The 19,219-nt window shown below is 45.7% G+C and carries 19 protein-coding genes and 1 pseudogene; 6 read left to right on the top strand and 14 right to left on the bottom strand.

The genetic code is table 11. The features are described from left to right. Positions 1–16: 16 nt before the first annotated feature. From MZO41_RS03270 to MZO41_RS03245, 6 genes are all read right to left on the bottom strand, one after another. The gene (locus MZO41_RS03270) at positions 17–472 is read right to left on the bottom strand and encodes a nucleoside 2-deoxyribosyltransferase (RefSeq protein ID WP_016511540.1); all 456 of its coding nucleotides are present in this window, start codon (positions 470–472) and stop codon (positions 17–19) included. Between the two features lie 120 nt (positions 473–592). Next, positions 593–1,465, bottom strand: coding sequence for an aldo/keto reductase (locus MZO41_RS03265; RefSeq protein ID WP_003646329.1), 873 nt, complete (start codon positions 1,463–1,465; stop codon positions 593–595). A gap of 76 nt (positions 1,466–1,541) precedes the next feature. Next, positions 1,542–2,390, bottom strand: a complete 849-nt coding sequence (locus MZO41_RS03260) for an aldo/keto reductase (RefSeq protein ID WP_003646328.1) — start codon at positions 2,388–2,390, stop codon at positions 1,542–1,544. 243 nt (positions 2,391–2,633) lie between these two features. Then, positions 2,634–3,827 (bottom strand): CynX/NimT family MFS transporter, encoded by a 1,194-nt coding sequence (locus tag MZO41_RS03255; RefSeq protein WP_003641738.1) that lies wholly within the window; start codon positions 3,825–3,827, stop codon positions 2,634–2,636. Positions 3,828–3,891: 64 nt separating this feature from the next. Beyond that, the gene (locus tag MZO41_RS03250; protein ID WP_015379645.1) at positions 3,892–4,191 is read right to left on the bottom strand and encodes an ArsR/SmtB family transcription factor; all 300 of its coding nucleotides are present in this window, start codon (positions 4,189–4,191) and stop codon (positions 3,892–3,894) included. Between the two features lie 90 nt (positions 4,192–4,281). Next, entirely contained in the window at positions 4,282–5,514 is a 1,233-nt protein-coding gene (locus tag MZO41_RS03245) for an MFS transporter (RefSeq protein WP_003643663.1), read from the bottom strand. A gap of 231 nt (positions 5,515–5,745) precedes the next feature. Between MZO41_RS03245 and MZO41_RS03240 the strand changes: the two genes are divergently transcribed. Together MZO41_RS03240 and MZO41_RS17065 are read left to right on the top strand one after the other, a co-directional pair. Continuing rightward, positions 5,746–6,189 (top strand): LytTR family DNA-binding domain-containing protein, encoded by a 444-nt coding sequence (locus MZO41_RS03240; RefSeq protein ID WP_013355110.1) that lies wholly within the window; start codon positions 5,746–5,748, stop codon positions 6,187–6,189. Then, positions 6,186–6,641, top strand: a pseudogene (locus tag MZO41_RS17065) (DUF3021 domain-containing protein). Before MZO41_RS03240 ends, MZO41_RS17065 begins: the two are co-directional and overlap by 4 nt. 87 nt (positions 6,642–6,728) lie before the next feature. On the opposite strand, the gene MZO41_RS03225 reads toward MZO41_RS17065, so the two are convergent. Then, on the bottom strand, positions 6,729–7,151 hold the full coding sequence (locus MZO41_RS03225; protein WP_013355109.1) for an Hsp20/alpha crystallin family protein: 423 nt from the start codon (positions 7,149–7,151) through the stop codon (positions 6,729–6,731). 145 nt (positions 7,152–7,296) lie between these two features. Further along, a complete protein-coding gene (locus MZO41_RS03220) occupies positions 7,297–7,770 on the bottom strand; it encodes a winged helix DNA-binding protein (RefSeq protein ID WP_003646321.1) in 474 nt (157 codons plus the stop codon). A gap of 113 nt (positions 7,771–7,883) precedes the next feature. Between MZO41_RS03220 and MZO41_RS03215 the strand changes: the two genes are divergently transcribed. Next, positions 7,884–8,486, top strand: a complete 603-nt coding sequence (locus MZO41_RS03215; protein ID WP_013355108.1) for an NADPH-dependent FMN reductase — start codon at positions 7,884–7,886, stop codon at positions 8,484–8,486. A gap of 65 nt (positions 8,487–8,551) precedes the next feature. Next, positions 8,552–8,746 carry a PspC domain-containing protein gene (locus MZO41_RS03210; protein ID WP_003641730.1) on the top strand — a complete coding sequence of 65 codons (195 nt, stop codon included), beginning with the start codon at positions 8,552–8,554 and terminating at the stop codon, positions 8,744–8,746. 42 nt (positions 8,747–8,788) lie between these two features. Here MZO41_RS03210 and MZO41_RS03205 read toward each other — a convergent pair whose 3' ends face one another. Beyond that, positions 8,789–9,547, bottom strand: coding sequence for a nucleoside phosphorylase (locus MZO41_RS03205; protein WP_013355107.1), 759 nt, complete (start codon positions 9,545–9,547; stop codon positions 8,789–8,791). Between the two features lie 284 nt (positions 9,548–9,831). On the opposite strand from MZO41_RS03205, the gene MZO41_RS03200 reads away from it, so the two are divergent. Continuing rightward, positions 9,832–12,570, top strand: coding sequence for a cation-transporting P-type ATPase (locus MZO41_RS03200; RefSeq protein ID WP_003646318.1), 2,739 nt, complete (start codon positions 9,832–9,834; stop codon positions 12,568–12,570). Between the two features lie 195 nt (positions 12,571–12,765). Here the strand turns inward: MZO41_RS03200 and MZO41_RS03195 are convergent, their stop codons facing one another. From MZO41_RS03195 to MZO41_RS03185, 3 genes are all read right to left on the bottom strand, one after another. Next, the gene (locus tag MZO41_RS03195) at positions 12,766–13,548 is read right to left on the bottom strand and encodes an alpha/beta fold hydrolase (RefSeq protein ID WP_011100893.1); all 783 of its coding nucleotides are present in this window, start codon (positions 13,546–13,548) and stop codon (positions 12,766–12,768) included. Positions 13,549–13,572: 24 nt separating this feature from the next. Continuing rightward, on the bottom strand, positions 13,573–14,280 hold the full coding sequence (locus MZO41_RS03190; RefSeq protein WP_022638075.1) for a hypothetical protein: 708 nt from the start codon (positions 14,278–14,280) through the stop codon (positions 13,573–13,575). Between the two features lie 99 nt (positions 14,281–14,379). Beyond that, entirely contained in the window at positions 14,380–15,744 is a 1,365-nt protein-coding gene (locus MZO41_RS03185) for an amino acid permease (protein WP_003641725.1), read from the bottom strand. 232 nt (positions 15,745–15,976) lie between these two features. On the opposite strand from MZO41_RS03185, the gene MZO41_RS03180 reads away from it, so the two are divergent. After that, positions 15,977–16,447 (top strand): NUDIX hydrolase, encoded by a 471-nt coding sequence (locus MZO41_RS03180; RefSeq protein WP_003646315.1) that lies wholly within the window; start codon positions 15,977–15,979, stop codon positions 16,445–16,447. A gap of 115 nt (positions 16,448–16,562) precedes the next feature. Here MZO41_RS03180 and MZO41_RS03175 read toward each other — a convergent pair whose 3' ends face one another. Together MZO41_RS03175 and MZO41_RS03170 are read right to left on the bottom strand one after the other, a co-directional pair. Beyond that, complete coding sequence (locus MZO41_RS03175) at positions 16,563–18,155, bottom strand: HIRAN domain-containing protein (RefSeq protein WP_013355104.1); 1,593 nt, start codon at positions 18,153–18,155, stop codon at positions 16,563–16,565. A gap of 242 nt (positions 18,156–18,397) precedes the next feature. Further along, positions 18,398–19,138 carry a gamma-glutamyl-gamma-aminobutyrate hydrolase family protein gene (locus MZO41_RS03170; RefSeq protein WP_011100889.1) on the bottom strand — a complete coding sequence of 247 codons (741 nt, stop codon included), beginning with the start codon at positions 19,136–19,138 and terminating at the stop codon, positions 18,398–18,400. Positions 19,139–19,219: the final 81 nt, after the last annotated feature.

Genomic DNA, 19,219 nt, shown 5'->3' with positions numbered 1-19,219 from the left:
TGACTAACCGTTCAAATTAACGAATAGTTCCTGTATATTGAAAATCATCGGCAGTGGGATCTTGTAGAAAAGCCTTCAAATCAGTCATGTTCTCAATAACCGCTTTGCCGGACTTAGCCAGCATCACATTAAACGTGCCATCAGCTAACGTTTCACCATAGTAAGCAACGGGGATATCTAAACCATATGCTGTTCCAGTTTCCCAAATAGTTCCCGTGTCAAAGCCATCAACCACGGCGACAACTAACTTGGCCCGTTTTAAATGGTCCACATTGTCCGTAAATACCGCGTTTCGATCAGCTTCGGTCGCATCCGGCGTCAAATCGATGCCGTCTAGCCGTGGACTGTAATAAGTCAATTCTAACTCGTCCATTAATTTTTCGATCTTAGCTAGCCGTTCTGGTTGGCCCTCAGTAAACCAAGGTCCTGCTAAATAAATTGTTGGCTCATCACTCATCAAACGCGTACTCATTTGCTCAATCCTCTTTCTCATTCAATGTTTATTCATTTTAACCGTCAACCCCATGAATTTCAAGCGTCGTTTAGCTCGTTTTAGGCAAACAAAAAGGTCGGGAATTCCCGACCTAAATACTCATTTAACACTTAATTGACTTAATCCATTAAAATCGGCCGTTGTTAAATCAACGTTGGCAGCTGCCACATTGTCCCGTAAATGCTCAATAGAACTTGTTCCTGGAATCGGTATGATATTATCAGACCGCTTCAATAGCCAGGCCAAGGCAATTTGCGCTGGGCTCACCTGATACTTTTGGGCCATCGTGCTGAGGACACTCCCAGCCTGAGCCAGTTCACCCGTTGCTAATGGGAACCATGGCAGAAAAGCCATCTTTTGTGAGGCCGCGTAGTCAACAACGTCATCATCACCGTGATTGGCGACATTATAGAGATTTTCAATGGCATCAATCTTAGCGACTTGCTGCGCTTCCTTGATTTGATCAACAGTTACTTGACTCAGACCGATATGCTTGATTTTACCTTCATCCTGAAGCTTTTTGAGTTCACCGACTTGATCCGCAATCGAGTAATGAGGGTCAATTCGATGTAAGAATACTAGGTCTTCATGGTCAATCCCCAGTGTCATCATTGAAACTTCTACTTGCTGACGCAGATACCGTGGCTCACCAAGTGGCGTCCACACATTCGGTCCTTGCCGCGTTTGACCGACCTTATCAGAAATGAAGATCTGATCACGATTAGCGGCATCCTTCAAGCCCGCCGCTAAGTACCGGTCAGCAAACCATGGACCGTATGAATCAGCCGTATCAAAGAAATTAACGCCATATTCCAGTGCTTTCTTAACTACCTTGACCCCATTTTCAGGATCAGCGTATGGTCCCCATGTCCCAGGACCCGTTAACTGCATGACGCCATAACCCATCCGGTTAACTTTGAATTGATCATCAAACGCGTAAGTACCCGCGTTAGCTGCATTAATCGTTGTCATCAAATCGCTCCTTATCGTTTATTAATTATGTTCAGTTTACTCCTATCGACCCAAGTGCGGTCAAACATTTTGTTCGTTAACCTTGGGTTGGGTTGTGCATGTATGAACCAGCCGCATCTGGCAAGTCGTTTAAGGCTTGCATATCGGCCACACTAATTGCGAAGTCCAATTGCGTATTCGCCTCAATATGGGCCGGATTAACAGCCTTGGGCAATGGCAAGACCCCATTTTGCAAAACGAAGCGTAACGCTAACTGCGCCACACTGACGCCGTATTTATCGGCATAGGCCTGTACTTGCGGATTATCGAGGACCCCGCCCGTCGCTAACGGCGAGTATGCTTCTACAAGCATGGCATGTTCCTCAGAAAACTTGGTGATCTTAGGTTCCGTGAAGCCCAAGTAATATTGAATTTGATTGACCATTGGTGGTATCGTCGCCTGGTTAAGAATATTCTTCAAATCCCGAACAGCAAAGTTAGAGACACCAATCGCTTTCGCCCGGCCACTTTGATAAATAGCTTCCATTGCCTGCCAAACATCGAGGTTAGCTTCATCGTAAACTCGACCGACTTGCCCCCATGGCCAAGGTGCGTGTACCAAATAGAGATCCACGTAGTCTAAACCCAAATTTTTCAGTGAGCGATCGAAATCATTTAGTGCACCTTGATATGACTTCGTTTCGGCCGGTAATTTAGTCGTCACAAAGATTTGCTCACGTGGAATGCCAGAATCACGAATTGCCTGGCCAACGCTAGCTTCATTTTGATAGGCCAGTGCAGTATCAATATGCCGGTATCCCGCTGCTAAGGCCGCACGAACGGCTTGATACGTTGCCTCACCACCAGGTATCTGCCAAGTTCCGAATGCGACTTTGGGAATGTTGACACCATTTGCTAGTTGATACATCGTTGTTAACACTGTCATCTTATTTTTGCTCCTTTACTGGTTTTGACTGTCGTTGCTGAGTGGGATCACCTACAAGGCTTGCCCCGATGATCGCCACGCCGACGACCGTTAGAATTTGAATAACCGCCATATTACTGTGGCCTCCTTAATTGAATAGAGATTAGTGTAATCCCTTAGAGTAACTCTAAGGCAAAGATAAAGTTTCAAAAAAAGAACGAAATTGACTTGGGCCAATCTCGTTCTGCATTATTGTGATATTAATTACTCATAAATCGTTGCATGCTGGAAAATGATGCTGCCGGATAATGCTAGTAACGCGGAAAGAATGATAGCTAACCAGAGTACTGGTCCCCAGCCTAATTGACCGCCTAACCAGCCGAATAGTACGGGCCCCACTGCAGCTAACAAATAGCCCGCGGATTGGGCCATACCAGATAAGTCAGCCGTTTCAAACCCATTGGTCGTTTTTTGCGTAAAGAAGACGACTGCCAAACTGAAGGCTGCTCCAGAGCCTAATCCTAGTAAGACGCAGGACAGTGCTGCCACCCAAAAATTCGTTCCGGAAAGTAAGATACCACCAATTCCCGCAATAAAACCGACACCTACCACCATAATCATTGCCCAAACGCCGCGCCGATGACCAGAAGTCGCTGGCACTAAATATGACATCGGTAGGCCGCTCAATTGCATGACCGTAACTAAATTGCCAGCCACAATCAAGGAGAAGCCATGGGCAACAAATACCGTTGGTAACCAAGTCAGTAATGAATAGTAGACTAGTGCTTGCAAGCCGAAAAAGGCCGTAACGACCCACGCTAACGGCCGCCGCCAAACACTCCCGTGAGTTGCCGTTGACTGCCCATCACTCGCGGTCATCGCAACTGTTGGTGCGCGATGATTGTATTTCAAGTTTGGCAACCAGACAACCAAATTAATTAGTCCAATCACCGATAGCACCGCCATCGTTAGTGGTAACGACCAGTGTGCCGCCAACACTCCCGAAAGTCCCGTTCCCAGTGAACCGACTAATAGCATTGAGAGCGTGTATTGACTAGTTGCGACTGGAATCTTCGTCGGAAAATTATCTTTAATAATCGCTGGAATCAAGACATTGCCACCGTCCGCGCCAATCCCGACTAGTAACGTCCCAATGAAAAGGGCAGCAATCGTTGGGATGACCCGCAGATAACTCCCAACGGCTAGAAAGATCAACATGACATAAATTGTCAGTTCGTTGCCAAATCGCCGCCCCCAATGTGCAATCAATGGGGACATAATGGCAAACGTCAATAATGGGATCGTGGTCAGTAATCCCGCCATCGAGCTCGGCAAACCCAGTGTCCGTTTCAAAGAACTGATTAATCCCGGCATCATTGTAATTGGTAAACGCATATTCGTTGCCGCTAACATCATTCCAAGTGTTAAATAGCGGCTATGTTGATGTGTTGTGGTCATAAGTAGTTGACATCTTCTTTCCAAGATTTTAGTTCGATAATTGTCGAACTAAAAAGCAAAAAAACTAAAGCGTTGCTAAGAACCCCGGTAAAAACCGGTCAAAGGTCGCTAATTGTAAGGATAGATACTTCGTCTGTGCCTTTCGTCGCGTATTGGTGAGACCCACTAACCGCAAGGTCTTAAAGTGATAAGAGACGGTTGACTTGCTGATATTTAATTGCGCCCCCACTTCGCTGCAAGTCATTTCCCGTTGTGCTTGATAGAGCACCCGGATAATCCGTAATCGGTTAGCATCGGCCAGTGCTTTGAAAATCGCCACTCGTTGCTGATCAGCCTGATCTTGTTTGCTTATTTCGATATTCATGAAACTAACAATACACTGAATTAACATCATGTTCAAGGACAAGTAACAAAAAAGGCAGCTAGCCAATTTAATAGACTAACTACCAAACACCTAGGAAACTGCCCGTTTGCCGTTCTTCCAAATATCAGGAACTAACCACAAAATTAAACCTAGGTTAATTAACAAAAGTAACGCCGTCATAATGAATACCGCGTTGTAATTGAACCAACCAGCCACCAAACCACCGAGCAAGGCGCCGAACATATTGCCAATAGCTTGAAAAGATTGATTATAGCTAAAAATCGTTGAGGTAAGATGTACTGGCGTATTCTTAGTCAAAACCGTTTGAATCTCTGGATATAGTGCGCCATCGGAAATCCCAATGGCAAACCGCAAAATACCGAGGGCCACGACGCTCGTAACAATGCCTTGTGGGAAATACATAATCACCGCAAAAATATAGCCAAATAACAATACCTTACCAGAACCGTGCTGATCACCATAACGTCCAAGGCGCGGTGCTGAAAAGATGTTTGAAATACCCGGTAAAGCTGCGATAATTCCGGCCACAACCGTAATCGGGCCACGGTAATGCATCAATTCACGAACGTATAAACTAATGATTGGTGCAATCGAGGCGTTTCCAAATTGGACGATGGCCGTCGAACATAACATCACAATAATCAAGCGCGGATTTTGAAACGCTGCTAAAGGATTGCGACTGTCACCTGGTTCACGATGATGTGCGACTGGTTTGAAGTGTTCCTGTACAAAGAACAGACTCAACAAAAACGCCACCATTAATAATCCGGCCGTAATAAAAAACGTGTTTCGAATCGAAAACAATTGGGCTAGCAAGCCCCCAATCACTGGGCCAAACAATTGACCACTAACGGCACCAGTGATCAAAGTGCTCAACGCCCGTCCACTATATTTACGTGGCGTTTGGGACGCGACTAAGGCTTGGGCATTAGAAATAAAGCCCGCAAACACACCTTGTAGCGCGCGCAAGGCAACTAGTTGCCAGACATTCGTTACAAAACCCATTAACCCCATCGCAACTGCCATCCCTAGGGACGCGCGCAATAGCATGATCTTACGACCTTTTTTATCAGCAATGATGCCCCACAGTGGTGCCGAAATTGCTGAAATCGCGTAATCAGCTGCAAAAGCTAACCCGCTATAAAATGTAATCTGGGCCTTCGTGAAATCACCCAACTGACTAACAAATAATGAAAGAAATGGCATAATTTCGCTAAATGCCATTCCCGCAACGAACGTACAAAACCATAAAACAATCAAATTACGATGCCATGGTCCGCGTTCACGTTCTGCGTCATCCACGCTCGTCATCTCCATATCTAACTGACACTAATTTTCAGTAAGTATTATACCGTTAATTAGCTTATCATATTTAGCGACCACCAGTGACAATTATTTCCCGGGAAATTTTTTGTCATATTTCCTGACCAGTTAGCCCGTTTAGTTGACCAAGTAGCAATAAGCACTAGTGTCAAGCCGCATTTTTCACTACAATAAGCTTATCAAAATCGCTATTTAAGGGGAGAATCAGCGATGCACGTCCAGTTAACCATCTCTGAAACGATTCATCAGGTCTTCGTGACTATTCACGGCCCGCAGTTAACTCCGGCAATCAAAGAACTACAACGGAATATTGAAGCATTGACTAATCAGCAATTCATCAATGTTTTTCAAGATTGCTCGCTCATTAAGCTGCCACTTCAATCGGTGTCACGTTTTTACACTGCCAATAAACGACTTTATTGTGAAACAACCACCGGTGCTTACCTCGTTCACAGCCACTTACACACTTTAATGGACCAACTGCCACCCCACCAATTTCTACGTATTTCTAGTAGTGAAATTGTGCGAATCGCCTGTGTTAAAAATTTTACCTTAACCAAATGGGGTAGCTTTCAAGTCAACCTAACAACCGGCACAACAACATACGCATCACGACGCTATACCCAACAAATTAGAAAGGCGGCACAATTATGAAAAGACTTTGGCACACCCTTTTGATTGGCGCCATCGGAGGCATCGTTATCGGCTACTTAATGGCCTTGGGGTTCTCAACCTTCTTTAATACCACCTATTTATTTCCTTCTAATCCCACTTTTGTCAGCCACTGGTCCTCGCCCTTAGCCGCCACCCAGCTTTCGACATTATTGTGGATTCTGATTGGTGAAGTTTAGGCATTCAGTAGCTGGCTATTCGAAATTGAAACGTGGTCGATTACGAAACAAACCATTGCTCATTGTCTGTGTTCTTACCTAGGGATGACCCCACTTGCGATTCTCTGTGGCTGGTTTCCATTAAACGTTCGCTGGTTTGGCTTCTATACCTTGGTTTACACCGGAGCCTATATCGGTCTATGGTTAATTGAAATGGCACTCGCCCGCATCAAAGTCATCCAGCTAAACCAACAGCTTACCAACCAGCGGTCATAATTCATACCGATTGTTGATGTCAAAAACGGCCCACCGATTTGATTATCGGTGGGCCGCTCACTTGTTACTGATGATTTAATGATTTAATTATTGAATTTCGATTTGACCGTCATTCTCGCTCGGCTGGGTCTTAGGTAACGTAATCGTTAAGACACCGTCAGCTTGGGATGCCGTAATTTTATCCGCCGCAACGTTTGGTAACATATACTGCCGTTGCAAGGTGCCAGTATGACGCTCATTCATCACAATGTTTTGGTCTTGATCTTCATGATCCACAAAGCTATCTTTTTGAACCTTGATAGACAACACATTGTCACGATAATCCAACTTCACATCTTGCTTATCAATACCAGGGACATCAACCTTCACTTGATACTGATCATCAGTTTCGTTAATGTCGGTCTTCAATACTTGATCCATGTTTTCTAATGGTGCCCAGAAGGAGCGTGCCATCCGTTCAAACGGATCCAACATGCCGAAATCGTTCCGATTCATTAAAGTATTAGCCATACTAACAATCCCCTTTCAAAATTTCACTTGGCTATTAATACTGGTCAGTAATTCAAATCCTTGTTTGACCTTTCCTGACCTTCGATATATATACTAACACCATTTTGTGGGAATGCAACAATTTAGCACTCATTTAACCGGAGTGCTAAATTTTAATTTCACGAATCCGTCGCATTAGGCTAACAAAGCGTCTCAGTTCCGCGTCAGAATAGTCATCAGCAATGGCTTGTGCTTTAGCAGCAATGGCCGCGTCCAGTTGCGTGTGTAAATCAGCGACTGCTTCGCCCAGCGTCGTCAATCGCACGAGAATTTCTTTGTTATTGGTCAAATCCCGATATTTCGTGGCCAATTTCAATCGGGATAATTTAGTCAAACCGCGAGAAATCGTCGCCTGTGAAAGTTCCGTTGGTGCCGGTAGCGACTTAGCTCGACTGGCACCACGCCGTCCCAGATACGCAATAATTTTAATATCCGTCGTCGATAGTTGTTTTAATGCCGCTTGTAATTGCGGATCAGTCGTTTGTTGCATGGCCCAGCGTTTTTCTTGATCATCAACGCTATCCTGCGTCAAAAATTGATTTAGTTCCGTCATCAACTGACTAACTAATGGTGTTGTCATTTAAATATCTCCTTTTTAATTCAAGTGAATAAATACTTGCATACCAATATTATTAAGTCTATACTATCATTTTGTATTCATTAGAATCAATAAAAATATCTGGAGGTCCCACTATGTTTAAAATTGCAATCATCTTAGGGAGTACCCGGTCACAGGCTAACGGCCGCGCTTTATTTAATCATTTAAAATTAATCATTGACCAATTACCGACTCATTCTCCGATTCACTACCAATTTTTAGATTTGGCCAACTATCAACTTCCCTTTTTCGATGAACCCGAGCCACCGATGGCGAACCCGCACCGCGAGCTACCTGCTAACCAGCAGCAATGGCTCACCGATATGGCTAGTGCGGACGGTTACATTATCCTGACACCCGAATACAATCACGCGATGCCAGCTGGATTGAAAAACGCCTTCGATTTTTTGGCATTCGAAGGCGCCCGTAAACCGGCTAAGATTATTTCATATTCTGACAATATGCGCGGCGGTCAATTTGGGGCGGCCGCACTAGTTCCAGTTCTCCAACGATTAGGAATAGTCGTCCTCCCTAAACCAACGCCCATTGGTAACGTACCACAAACCCTTCAAAGTAACGGTCACTTTATCGATAACGCGCCCCTGAGCAAACGCTACGATCATACACTTCACCAAGCTTTGACTGAAATCACCTACTATACCACGGTTCTTACCACTACGCCGTTTCCAACCGATTAAATTAGTAGCGTTATTGAATCAAACCTGCTACATTATAGTTAGCATTATTAAGGGGGAATTAACTTATGAAGATCGATATTCATCGTTCCGCAACGGACCGGGTGATTGCCGGTGTCATTGGTGGAATTGCCGAACATTTTAACTGGAATACTAACGTTACCCGGCTATTATTTGTTGTTTTAGCAATTACACCCATGTTCCCTGGTATCATCGCTTACCTGATTCTCTGGTTATTAATGAAGGACCCCATCAAGGATTAGCCACTATTAACGAACAGTCATCGACTGCTCGTTTTTTATTCGCTAATATGCGGCCAAACTTTCCGTAGCTAGTTCAATGGCAACAAGAACACCGCCCGCACCCAAATGTCGCGGATCATAGTGCTCTAGTTGTGCTAAGGTGTCTGCCGTATATAGTAATTGTCCAAAGGAAACTTGCCGAAACGCCGAACAGGCAGCTAAGGCCGAACATTCCATTTCTACGACTTGACAACCCTGCTGACGAGCAGCTTTGACTTTAGACACAGTCTCACGGAAGAAAGCATCCGTTGTCCACGTTTTGACCATCTGCCATGGCAGGCAAGCCTTCGTCAATGTTGTCCCGAGTACCTGTATAACCTTTGGATCGAGTGGCACCCAATCAGCTGCTGCTAAATAATGAAAGGACGTCCCTTCATCACGCAAAGCCACCGTTGGGATTAATAATTGTTCCTCTGGTAGTGCTGTTAATGCGCCGCAACTACCAACGGCTATGACGGTACGAGCACCAAAATCAATCAACATCTCTAAATACATTGTCGCAGCTGGGGAACCAAGGGGCGCTTGCGCTACTGCCAATTTTTGACCACGATAACCGATTTGATAAACCCAGCTAACTTTAGTAATGGTATTAAATTGGCCTAAACGGTGACCATGATACCGAGTGACGAATTGTTGAAAATAATCATCACCAGAAAATATGTAGAGTAGCTTAGCTGGAACAGTAAAGCGGCCATCCACGTCTGGCCCTACCATAGCCGTTGGATTTGGATCATATTGCAATAACGTTAACTTATCTGTCATCTTAAGTTCTCCCTATTTAATTTACCCAACAATTCGAGGAAAACCAGTCATTTTCAGCGACAAACTAGCCAAAATCTGATATATTATTGCAACTAACGCAATAATTTGTCATGAATTTGTCAAATGTTTTAATGGCTTTCACCTAGATTGTTCGTATATAATATTATTTATAATAACGCTAATTAAGAAAGGATGTGGCGAAATTGGCCTATTTAACACGCAATAAACGTCGTGATTTTACAGAACCTCACCGGTAATAACTTTATTTTTAAGGAGCGAATTGAATGATAAAAGATGACAATCAGTCGTTAACCTCTAATGAAGAGCAAAACGACACCCAGAACCCTCCCGATGCGGATAACTTATGGCAGCTTGATGAATCAGCCTTAGCCGCAAAGTACGCCACCGATCCTGAGAATGGATTGAGCACTGCTGAAGCTGCCGAACGTTTACAACATAACGGTCGCAACGAACTGGAGACCAAGCGTACGTCTCGGTTCGTCCAATTCATCAAGCAGTTTAATAACAGTATTATCTACATTTTAGCCGCAGCAGCGGTCTTAACGTTCTTCATGCACCACTATTCCGATTCTATCGTTATTGGACTGGTTATTATTGCCAATGCCATCATTGGTTATGTCCAAGAACGCCAAGCTGGCAACGCGCTAGAACGGATTCGTGAAATGCTGATTTCCAAGAATTTCGTCATCCGTGATGGAAAAAAACTGGAAATTGACGCCCGCGAATTAGTCGTTGGTGACTTAGTCAACTTAGAAGCCGGTGACGCGGTTCCTGCCGATATGCGCTTGATTTCAGCGGATAACTTTAACGTCCAAGAATCCGTGCTGACAGGGGAGACTAATCCCGTGGAGAAACAAGAAGAACCGATTACTGAGACCACGCCAGCTTTGGCTGACCGTAAGAATATGGTTTACGCGTCAACCGCGGTGACTAGCGGTTCGGCCGTCGGAATCGTAACGGCTACCGCCGAAGATACCGAAATCGGTCATATCCAGCAGTCTGTTAGCGACGTCAAACAAACCACTACCCCACTGATGCGTAATCTGAACTCACTGGGGGTTGGCTTATCCATCGCCATCGTGGTGGCAGCCGTCCTATTATTCCTATTAGGAATGGTCATGGATACCTATAGTTTGCCAACTTTACTAATTGCGGTTATTACGATGGTCGTTGGTTCTATGCCAGAAGGACTGCCCGCTAGTACCTCGGTGGTCTTAGCCATGGGAACCCGGCAGATGACGAAGAAAAACGTCATTGTCAAGTCACTACCCGCCGTGGAAACTTTAGGTGCCGTAGATATCGTTAACACCGATAAGACTGGGACGTTGACGAAAAATGAAATGACGGTCACTAAGGTCGTGACGCCTGAGCATACGTTTGATGTGACGGGGGTCGGTTATGATGATAATGGTGGCGTTAACTTCGATGGCCATCTCAAGCTCAATGGCAACAAAGTCGACTGGCACCAAGATAACGCGATGGAATGGCTCGTTAAGATTGCCGGCCAAACGACCGACGCCGAGCTACACTTCGAAAACAATCGCTGGGAACTGACCGGTGAACCAACCGATGGTGCCTTGACGACGCTGTATCGTAAAATGACTGGTCATGATCCTGAGGTTGAAGAAGTTGACTCGCTACCATTCGATTCCGCCTTCCGTTTTTCTGCTCGCCTGGCCGACTTAGATGGTCAACGCTTACTAATGGTCAAGGGCTCACCCGCGACTGTCCTGCGTTTAACTGACCAAGCTAACCAAACGGCATACTGGGATGACGCCATGGACGACTTAACCGCTGATGGTTTGCGCGTGGTGGCGCTGGCTTACCAAGAAGTCGATGATGACGTGACTACCATTGATGCACAAGCCATTGGTGGGCTGCATTTAGCTGGCTTAGTCGGAATCATTGACCCGCCTCGTGAAGAAGCGGCTACCGCGATCGCCGAATTACGGCAAGCGGGCGTGCAAGTTAAAATGATTACGGGGGACCACCCTGATACGGCGATGGCAATTGCCAACAAGTTGAACTTGGCCGCCAATGTCAAAGCGATTACTGGTCCTGAAATCGACGCGATGGACGATCAGCAGTTACAAGCACACATCGATGATTATAACGTCTTCGCACGGGCAACACCGAATAACAAATTACGGATTGTTCGTGCCCAACAGGCCAATAATCACGTCGTTTCGATGACTGGCGATGGGGTCAACGACGCCCCGGCCCTCAAGCAAGCCGATATTGGGGTTGCTATGGGAATCAAGGGGACCGAAGTTGCTAAGGAATCCGCCGATATGGTCCTGGCCGATGATGACTTTGCTGATATCGTCGCCGCCGTTCGTGAAGGGCGCCACGTCTTCGATAACATTCGTAAGACGATTCGCTTCTTACTCCCAACTAGTTTCGCGGAAGGCCTCGTTGTCATCATTAGTATTTTAATGGGCCACGAACTTCCGCTGTACCCGACGCAATTACTGTGGATCAATATGGTGTCCGCGCTGACCATCCAGTTTGCGTTCATCTTTGAGCCACCCGAGGCCGGCATCATGGCCCGGGGTCCCCGGAATGTTAAGTCTGGGTTGTTGTCAAAATTAGATTACTTTGAAATCGGCTATGTCTCCTTCCTAATTTCTGGATTGGGGATCTTCGCCTACAACTACTTGACCGCACTTGGATTACCAAATGTCGTCGGTAGTACCATGTCACTGAACATCATCATCTTTGGTAAGATTTTCTACCTCTTCAACTTGCGGAATGACCACCCCGTCATTTCCAAGTACTTCTTCCAAAATAAGATGGCGTTCTACATCATTGGTATTCTGATTCTCTTACAACTGGGAATCATTTACCTACCATTCATGCAATCCGTCTTCCATACGACTAGCATCAACTTCTGGTATGGTTGGGGCATCCCGATTATCTGTGGGATCGTCGTCTTGATTGTGACCGAGGTCGGGAAGTTTATTCGGTTCCGATGGATGGGAAAAGATGGCGTGATTGATTAGTAATTAGTCAATAAATCGAAAAGGCTCACCAACCTGTTTTAGTTGGTGAGCCTTTTTTAGTATTGTGAAACTGTTTTTGATGTGGCCGTTATTCAAGACAACACAATACATTATGTTATTCTAAACCTGCTTGATATGACTACTATTCAAGACTGTAATATCACCTTTAATACAGGTGTTAAAAGTGTTTTTCGTTTAGCACGTCGCCAAAAATTCCAACAACGCCTTATTAAATGCTGCCGACTGTTCCGCCATCACGATATGACCAGCTTCCGGAATGACCACACTCTGTCCTCGTAGTGCCATTTGAGCAGTCACTGCCGCAAAGTCGGGATTGAAGAACGGTGACTTGGCGCCCGCAATGATCAAGAACGGTACGGTCAATTGGCGGATCACATCCCGCCAATCCTGAACCGCGTGGTTAACCAACAATGGAAACATTAATTTCGCATCGAACGGTGCCTGCGCTTCTACTGCCTTGACGCGCGCATACGTCGCATCATCGATGTGCTTAAACGTTGAGTGTCCCAGCGGCATTCTAAAATAGTCCGGAATATCCTGCCATTGAACCTGTTTGAACCCATATTGCCAGTGCGGTGTATTGATCATCCGCGGCGTTTGATCCACGTCGATCAGGGCCTTAATTCCTGTATCACCATACAATGACACGTACGCAAACCAAGTCGCGGCCCCCATCGAATTACCGAGTAAAATTGGTTGTTCGAGTTGTAATTTTTCAATCAATTCATGCGCATCCACCGCGCGACGACTCATACGTAAGCCTTTCGCCGTGTGCTCGGATAAACCTTGGCACCGCCCATCTAAATTAATGACCCGGTAGCCCGCCTGAATCAGTACCGGGATTTGAGCGCGCCAAATATCCTTAGCGCCACCAAATCCCGTCAAAATAACGATTGGCTGCCCCTGGCCTTCATCCGTATAATCTAACTGAACGTGATCTGACGTGATAAAACGCATTTCACCATCCTCCTTTTTGACTATTCATTCAACATGGTCGTTAAAATCTTGTGGCGTTAGCTTCTTTAATTTTTCTAGCCATTGGTGCGTTTTGTCATCCAGCCCAGCTTCGGAAAGTGTATTCTGGGCAATTACTGTCGAATCAAGCAACTGAGCAACCTTTTCCCAATCAATCCCCGTCGCTGTTTGAATACTGGTTTGTAGCTGTCGTACTTGCTCAGTCGTTATTTGGCCCAATTGTCGTGAATCACCAGTTAATGCTAATAGGGCATTGATTGCTAATTGCTCTGATAGGCAGGCCTGCCACGTCGCTGGGGACAGTGCCTCAGTTAACGTAATCCGCTCACTTAACGGCACAGCTGGCACTTCCTTGTTCAGAAAAGCCGTCCAGCGCGCCATTTCCTGGTCAACTAAGGCATACCCCTGCCACGGTAACTGCCGATTAAAGGTCTGTAACGTTTGCTTCGTCAATGCCACTACTGACCACGTTGTCTGACCATTGGCGCTCAATTCTGCTTGCCCTGCGGCTAACCACTGTGCCATAAAACGTTGCATCATCTGTCGCATCACCGGCCGCTGTTTTGCCGCTTGTGTCAGATGGTAACGCACTTGCAAAAATTCGCTAACCATTTCTGGCATAACCGCCCGCTTCTCCTGGGCCTGACGTCGTTGCTTTAATTGTCGTAACCGTTTCTGTTTACTGACTTTTGCATAATGTCCTTGCTTGACCATCGTGCCACCACTTTTCCTGATAATTATATTGATATCTAATTTTAACGCAATAAAAGCCCAAAATAAAAGCACTTACCATTTACTGGCAAGTACTCTTGATTACAACGTTTCTTCCTTGTTACCGGCGTATTTACGGAAATAAATCAATGTCATGATGACCAGAAATACAACACCGACTAAAATTGAGTAGCGCGTTTCCGGATTAATAAACATGAAGACCAGTGTTAACGCGAGGAAGGCCAACGTTAAATAATTTGAATAGGGTGATAATGGCATTTTAAAAGGATGGTTCGCCATCTTGGCTGCGTTTTGCTTACGGAACGCAATTTGACTCACTAGAATAACAAACCACGGTACCATACCGGGCAAGACACTCGAACTGTAAACCATCACGAAAATCTCGCTAGCATCCTTGAAAAACATTGGTAACACAACATTCAAGACGACTCCAATTAGAATCCCAGTCGCAATCGCAATAACGGAATAAAATGGTACTCCATGACGATTTAATAAAGTCATCTTCCTTGGTAACTGGTGACTTTCCGCCAACGTGTAAGTCATTCGACTCGCACTATAAATTCCAGAATTTGTTCCCGATAAGGAAGCCGTAATAACCACGAAGTTGATAATCGAAGCCGCAGCGGTAATCCCAATTTTGGCAAATGTCTGTACAAACGGTGAACCAATCTGGCTTAACTTATCCCAGGGGTAAATGCTGACAATTACGAAGATGGCACCCACGTAAAAGATTAAAATCCGGGCAACCGTTGAACGAATCGCTTTAACGATCGTGCTTTGTGGATTTTCAGCTTCACCAGCTGTGACTCCAATCAATTCAATCCCTTGATACGACGCCAACACAATTGCTAGTGCGAAGACAAAGCCCTTCACCCCACCAGTGAAGAAACCACCATGGGTCCACAGGTTACTGATTCCAATTGGATGACCGCCGTTACCAATACCAAAAATAATCAGACCTAAACCGGCAATAATCATCAGAATAATCGTCACCACTTTAATAAGTGAGAACCAGGTTTCCAGTGTCCCAAACATTTTAACCGAGATAAGGTTGGCCGCACATAAGAATACAATGGCAATTAGGCCCGGAATCCAATCTGGCAAGTTCGGCCACCAATACCGGCAGTAGCCGCCTAGTGCAATCATTTCACTCATCCCAACAACGACGAACTGAAAAATGTTGCTCCAAGCCGTCAAGTATCCAAAAACGGGGTGAATATATTCAGAAGCAAACTTGGCAAACGAACCGGTATTCGGATCGACATACAGCATCTCACCTAGTGCCCGCATAATCAGGTATAGAAAGGCCCCTGATACGATGTACGCAATTAGCACTGACGGCCCGGTCCACTTGATCGTTGAGCTGGATCCCATAAATAGGCCCACTCCGATCGTGCCGCCCAGTGCAATCATTTGCATCTGGCCCGTACTTAATTTTCTCTGCATAAATTACTCTCTTTTCATAAAATCAAAGAACTCACACTATCACGGCTGACAGTATATAGCTTTTATCTTAGCTAAAAAAGTGCACCGACGCAAACGGATTTAGTAACACATAGTCAGTATGTACTTGCTCTAACGCGGTTCGAGCATGCTTCGTATAAATTTATCAACAAACAGCTTTCAGTCAGAATTATCGGTATAATAAGGGTAATTAAACTAGAAACGAGGTTTCGTCATGGCAAATTACATTAAAGAAATTCGGGCTTTGGTTGGTCACAAACCAATCATTTTGAATACGGCCGCTGGTATTTTAGTCAACGATCAGCAACAAGTCTTGCTGAACCTTCGTACCGATACGCATAACTGGAGTTTACCCGGTGGCTATCTAGAATACGGTGAGACGTATGCCACGGCCTGCTTGCGGGAATATAAGGAAGATAGTGGCATTGATGTCGAAGTTGTTGATCGCATCGGCATCTTTGATAAAGGCGAGACGGCCTATCCTAACGGCGATGTAGCTCAAACAATCAGTGCACTCTTTCTTGTAAAACCCATTGGCGGCCACGTTCTGACCCAAGCCACTGATGAAACACTCAAACTCGACTACTTTGACTTCGACAACTTGCCGCCATTGTTAAATCAACAAAATGCAGATATGATTCACGCCGCCCAGGAATATTTACAGACCCATTCGGCAACCAAATAACCTAACCAAAAATCCCACTGAGTTTAAAGCCTCAGCGGGATTTTTTATCGAATTCAATCTGGCTTGTATCACGAATACTTATAAGTCGTAAGCAAATTAATTTTTGACTGTTCGTTCAAAAATCGTCATTCCACCCATGTAAAAATATGCGTAACCAATCCGGACTTTCCGTCTCCGGTGTTGTCTGGGGATGCTCCGGATCGGCAATAATTGCGATACGAGCAATTGCCGTCAGCGGCACCTGTTGGATTTCAAACGTTTCGTAATTGTAAAGCGCTAAGCAACCCACTAATTGCGCATCATCCTCATCCTTAGTCGTGGTGCTAAATAATTGAATCGGATAAATAACCTGGTCGACCATCCCTACAGTCGGCTGGTAGTAGTGCATGGTCGTCAACTCATGATACGTGACTGCATGAATCAACGCCTGTAACAAGGTCTCGTTGACACCTTCCGTACTACCCGCAACTAGCTGAACATGACGCTGATAATTCGCCAGCGCATGATACGTCTGATCACCTAACGTCTGCCGCAATTTTTCTACCGTTATCGTTGTCACACTTGGTTCTAGGCGTTGACCACCCTGATAATTTGGTAATGCGGAGACTAACAAGGCTGCCAACTCTTGCTGCGTAAACGTCGCGTTGGTGCGACTAGGTGTTACTGGATGGTAAGGAACTAGCGGTTGTGAGGAGAAGTGCAATGCTAATTTCAGTGCTGGTTGTACGCGCGGATCACCAAACGGCGCCCAGCTGACCATGAAGCCGGCCTGCATATGTGCACTAACCTGGCCAACTCGGTAAATAACCGCGGGTTGCGCAGCATCATCGACCAAGTTATCATTCAGCCCCGTCTTGGTTTGAGCACTGATACCAACCACATAAAAGCTACTAGCGTTCGTTAAGACCGCTGCTGAAATGTGTTCATTTTGCCACCGCTGAACCACGTCGGCCTTCGCCGTCACTTGACAAGTAATGAGGCTGTCCGGCGGCACTTGTGACCAATCAGGCGTTAATAGATAACGTTTGGTGACGTGTAATTCATCAGCGGGCGTCAACCATGGCGATAACGGAACCTGATGATACTTAATCGGGTGACCATTGCACATCATGACAATTGTTCCTAACGGTGTCTGTAACGAATGCGTTGGCACCGCCCCTAAATTTGTCCTCGGCTTAGCCAATCGTTGGCGGATTTGCAACGCCTCAATCGGACTTGGGACTGCAGTAGTCCGCCATAGCATCAATTCAAGATGCTGTTTTTGCTGATCCAATACCGTCACGATGCCATACAATCGTTGCCCCTGATCCATCAGTGTCGCGTACGGCTGGTTCTGATACCGGGCAATGTAGCCTAACTTAGCATGTTGCAACGTCCACACTGAGATGGCATTATCATCGTATTGATTGCCACTTTCTCGCTGGAGCAACACCGCCATACCCACTCTGAGCGTCGTTAACGTTGCCACAATATCATCGACATACCGTTCGCCAACGACCGTGACTGTATCCAATGCGACGGCTGCATCGCCTGTTGAATTTTGTTCAGTTACTTGAACAACTGTAGTCACTGGAATTATTTCAATGTCAGCTGTTTCTGGTTCGTGGGCGCGAACTAACAGTTCTTGCCCCTGATTAATCACAGCGATAACCCGATAGGTCTGCTTCTTCAACGTCATTACGCTCATGCCAGCTTCAATTCGTTCCATAGCGGTCACCCCCTTAACAATAACTTTATTCCATTATACGAAAGCGTTGCCAGTATTAACAGCTTTACGAATTGTTTTACACGTCAGCTTACAATATCTTGGATTAGTTATCTAGTTGCCAACACCATTTCAGATGTTTCACGTGAAACATTCATTAGTTTTGCGGCTGCACATTAAAAACGTGGTTATCCTACAATTCAGAATAACCACGCCTATTTTATTAATTTGCTAGTCAATGCTATCTACGCCACACAAGCCCGCACAAACGCCGCAAATAACCGCGCCTGCATGGAGTTTACCTGTTGCATCATTTCCGGATGCCACTGGACACCCAACTGTAGACCACCAGCTGTCGCCTCAATTGCTTCAACAACCTGATCCGCACTTTGGGCCACCACCTGAAAGCCCGTTGCCACCTGTTTCACGGCCTGATGATGAAATGAATTGATCGCGATTGCGTCACTAGTGGTGCCTAAATATTCAGCTAAGGTCGTACCAGGTACGACCTTCACGTGATGCATGCCGTAAGCGGCCAATTGTCCTTGCATGTGCTTTAAGGTACCCTGACCAGCTGGCAGTTCACTCATATCCTGATAAAGATTGCCACCATAGCACACGTTTAAGATTTGTAAGCCCCGACAGATACCGAGCACCGGTTTACCAACGGCGTGGGTGGCACGAATCAGCGCAATTTCATACTGATCCCGTTCCGGATCTACCCCACCCAATTTAGGCTGGGGTTCCTCCCCATACGTCAATGGGGCCACATCTGCACCACCACAAAGTAGTAGACCATCGATCATTCCAACGTACCGTTCAATCGTCGTTGCGTCTGTCGTTACCGGTAATACCAATGGCACACCGCCATTATCCGTTACTGATTTCAAATAATCACGATTCACATAATCACGGACCCGCCCCGGGAACATCTGGCTGTTCACTGTCACAACGCCTGGTGCGATTCCAATTATCGGTTTAACCATTCTGTCGCCCTCTCTCAAAAAAATCCCACGGTAACATGCGCATTACCAATGGGATTATCATTTACTTTTTACATCTAATTG

It is taken from the genome of Lactiplantibacillus sp. C232 (assembly GCF_023806725.1).
GTDB classification, from domain to species: domain Bacteria; phylum Bacillota; class Bacilli; order Lactobacillales; family Lactobacillaceae; genus Lactiplantibacillus; species Lactiplantibacillus plantarum.
Note: the sequence above shows the minus strand (reverse complement) of the source record. Positions and strands in the feature narration are given on the sequence as shown.

Excerpts from the sequence above, each read along its gene's own strand:
- MZO41_RS03225 (WP_013355109.1), bottom strand. The coding sequence starts at position 7,151 with ATGGCTAATACTTTAATGAATCGGAACGATTTCGGCATGTTGGATCCG.
- MZO41_RS03260 (WP_003646328.1), bottom strand. The coding sequence starts at position 2,390 with ATGACAGTGTTAACAACGATGTATCAACTAGCAAATGGTGTCAACATT.
- MZO41_RS03250 (WP_015379645.1), bottom strand. The coding sequence starts at position 4,191 with ATGAATATCGAAATAAGCAAACAAGATCAGGCTGATCAGCAACGAGTG.
- MZO41_RS03170 (WP_011100889.1), bottom strand. The coding sequence starts at position 19,138 with ATGGTTAAACCGATAATTGGAATCGCACCAGGCGTTGTGACAGTGAAC.
- MZO41_RS03205 (WP_013355107.1), bottom strand. The coding sequence starts at position 9,547 with ATGACAGATAAGTTAACGTTATTGCAATATGATCCAAATCCAACGGCT.
- MZO41_RS03240 (WP_013355110.1), top strand. The coding sequence starts at position 5,746 with ATGCACGTCCAGTTAACCATCTCTGAAACGATTCATCAGGTCTTCGTG.
- MZO41_RS03185 (WP_003641725.1), bottom strand. The coding sequence starts at position 15,744 with ATGCAGAGAAAATTAAGTACGGGCCAGATGCAAATGATTGCACTGGGC.
- MZO41_RS03180 (WP_003646315.1), top strand. The coding sequence starts at position 15,977 with ATGGCAAATTACATTAAAGAAATTCGGGCTTTGGTTGGTCACAAACCA.
- MZO41_RS03270 (WP_016511540.1), bottom strand. The coding sequence starts at position 472 with ATGAGTACGCGTTTGATGAGTGATGAGCCAACAATTTATTTAGCAGGA.
- MZO41_RS03195 (WP_011100893.1), bottom strand. The coding sequence starts at position 13,548 with ATGCGTTTTATCACGTCAGATCACGTTCAGTTAGATTATACGGATGAA.
- MZO41_RS03200 (WP_003646318.1), top strand. The coding sequence starts at position 9,832 with ATGATAAAAGATGACAATCAGTCGTTAACCTCTAATGAAGAGCAAAAC.
- MZO41_RS03190 (WP_022638075.1), bottom strand. The coding sequence starts at position 14,280 with ATGGTCAAGCAAGGACATTATGCAAAAGTCAGTAAACAGAAACGGTTA.
- MZO41_RS03215 (WP_013355108.1), top strand. The coding sequence starts at position 7,884 with ATGTTTAAAATTGCAATCATCTTAGGGAGTACCCGGTCACAGGCTAAC.
- MZO41_RS03175 (WP_013355104.1), bottom strand. The coding sequence starts at position 18,155 with ATGGAACGAATTGAAGCTGGCATGAGCGTAATGACGTTGAAGAAGCAG.
- MZO41_RS03220 (WP_003646321.1), bottom strand. The coding sequence starts at position 7,770 with ATGACAACACCATTAGTTAGTCAGTTGATGACGGAACTAAATCAATTT.
- MZO41_RS03210 (WP_003641730.1), top strand. The coding sequence starts at position 8,552 with ATGAAGATCGATATTCATCGTTCCGCAACGGACCGGGTGATTGCCGGT.
- MZO41_RS03265 (WP_003646329.1), bottom strand. The coding sequence starts at position 1,465 with ATGACAACGATTAATGCAGCTAACGCGGGTACTTACGCGTTTGATGAT.
- MZO41_RS03255 (WP_003641738.1), bottom strand. The coding sequence starts at position 3,827 with ATGACCACAACACATCAACATAGCCGCTATTTAACACTTGGAATGATG.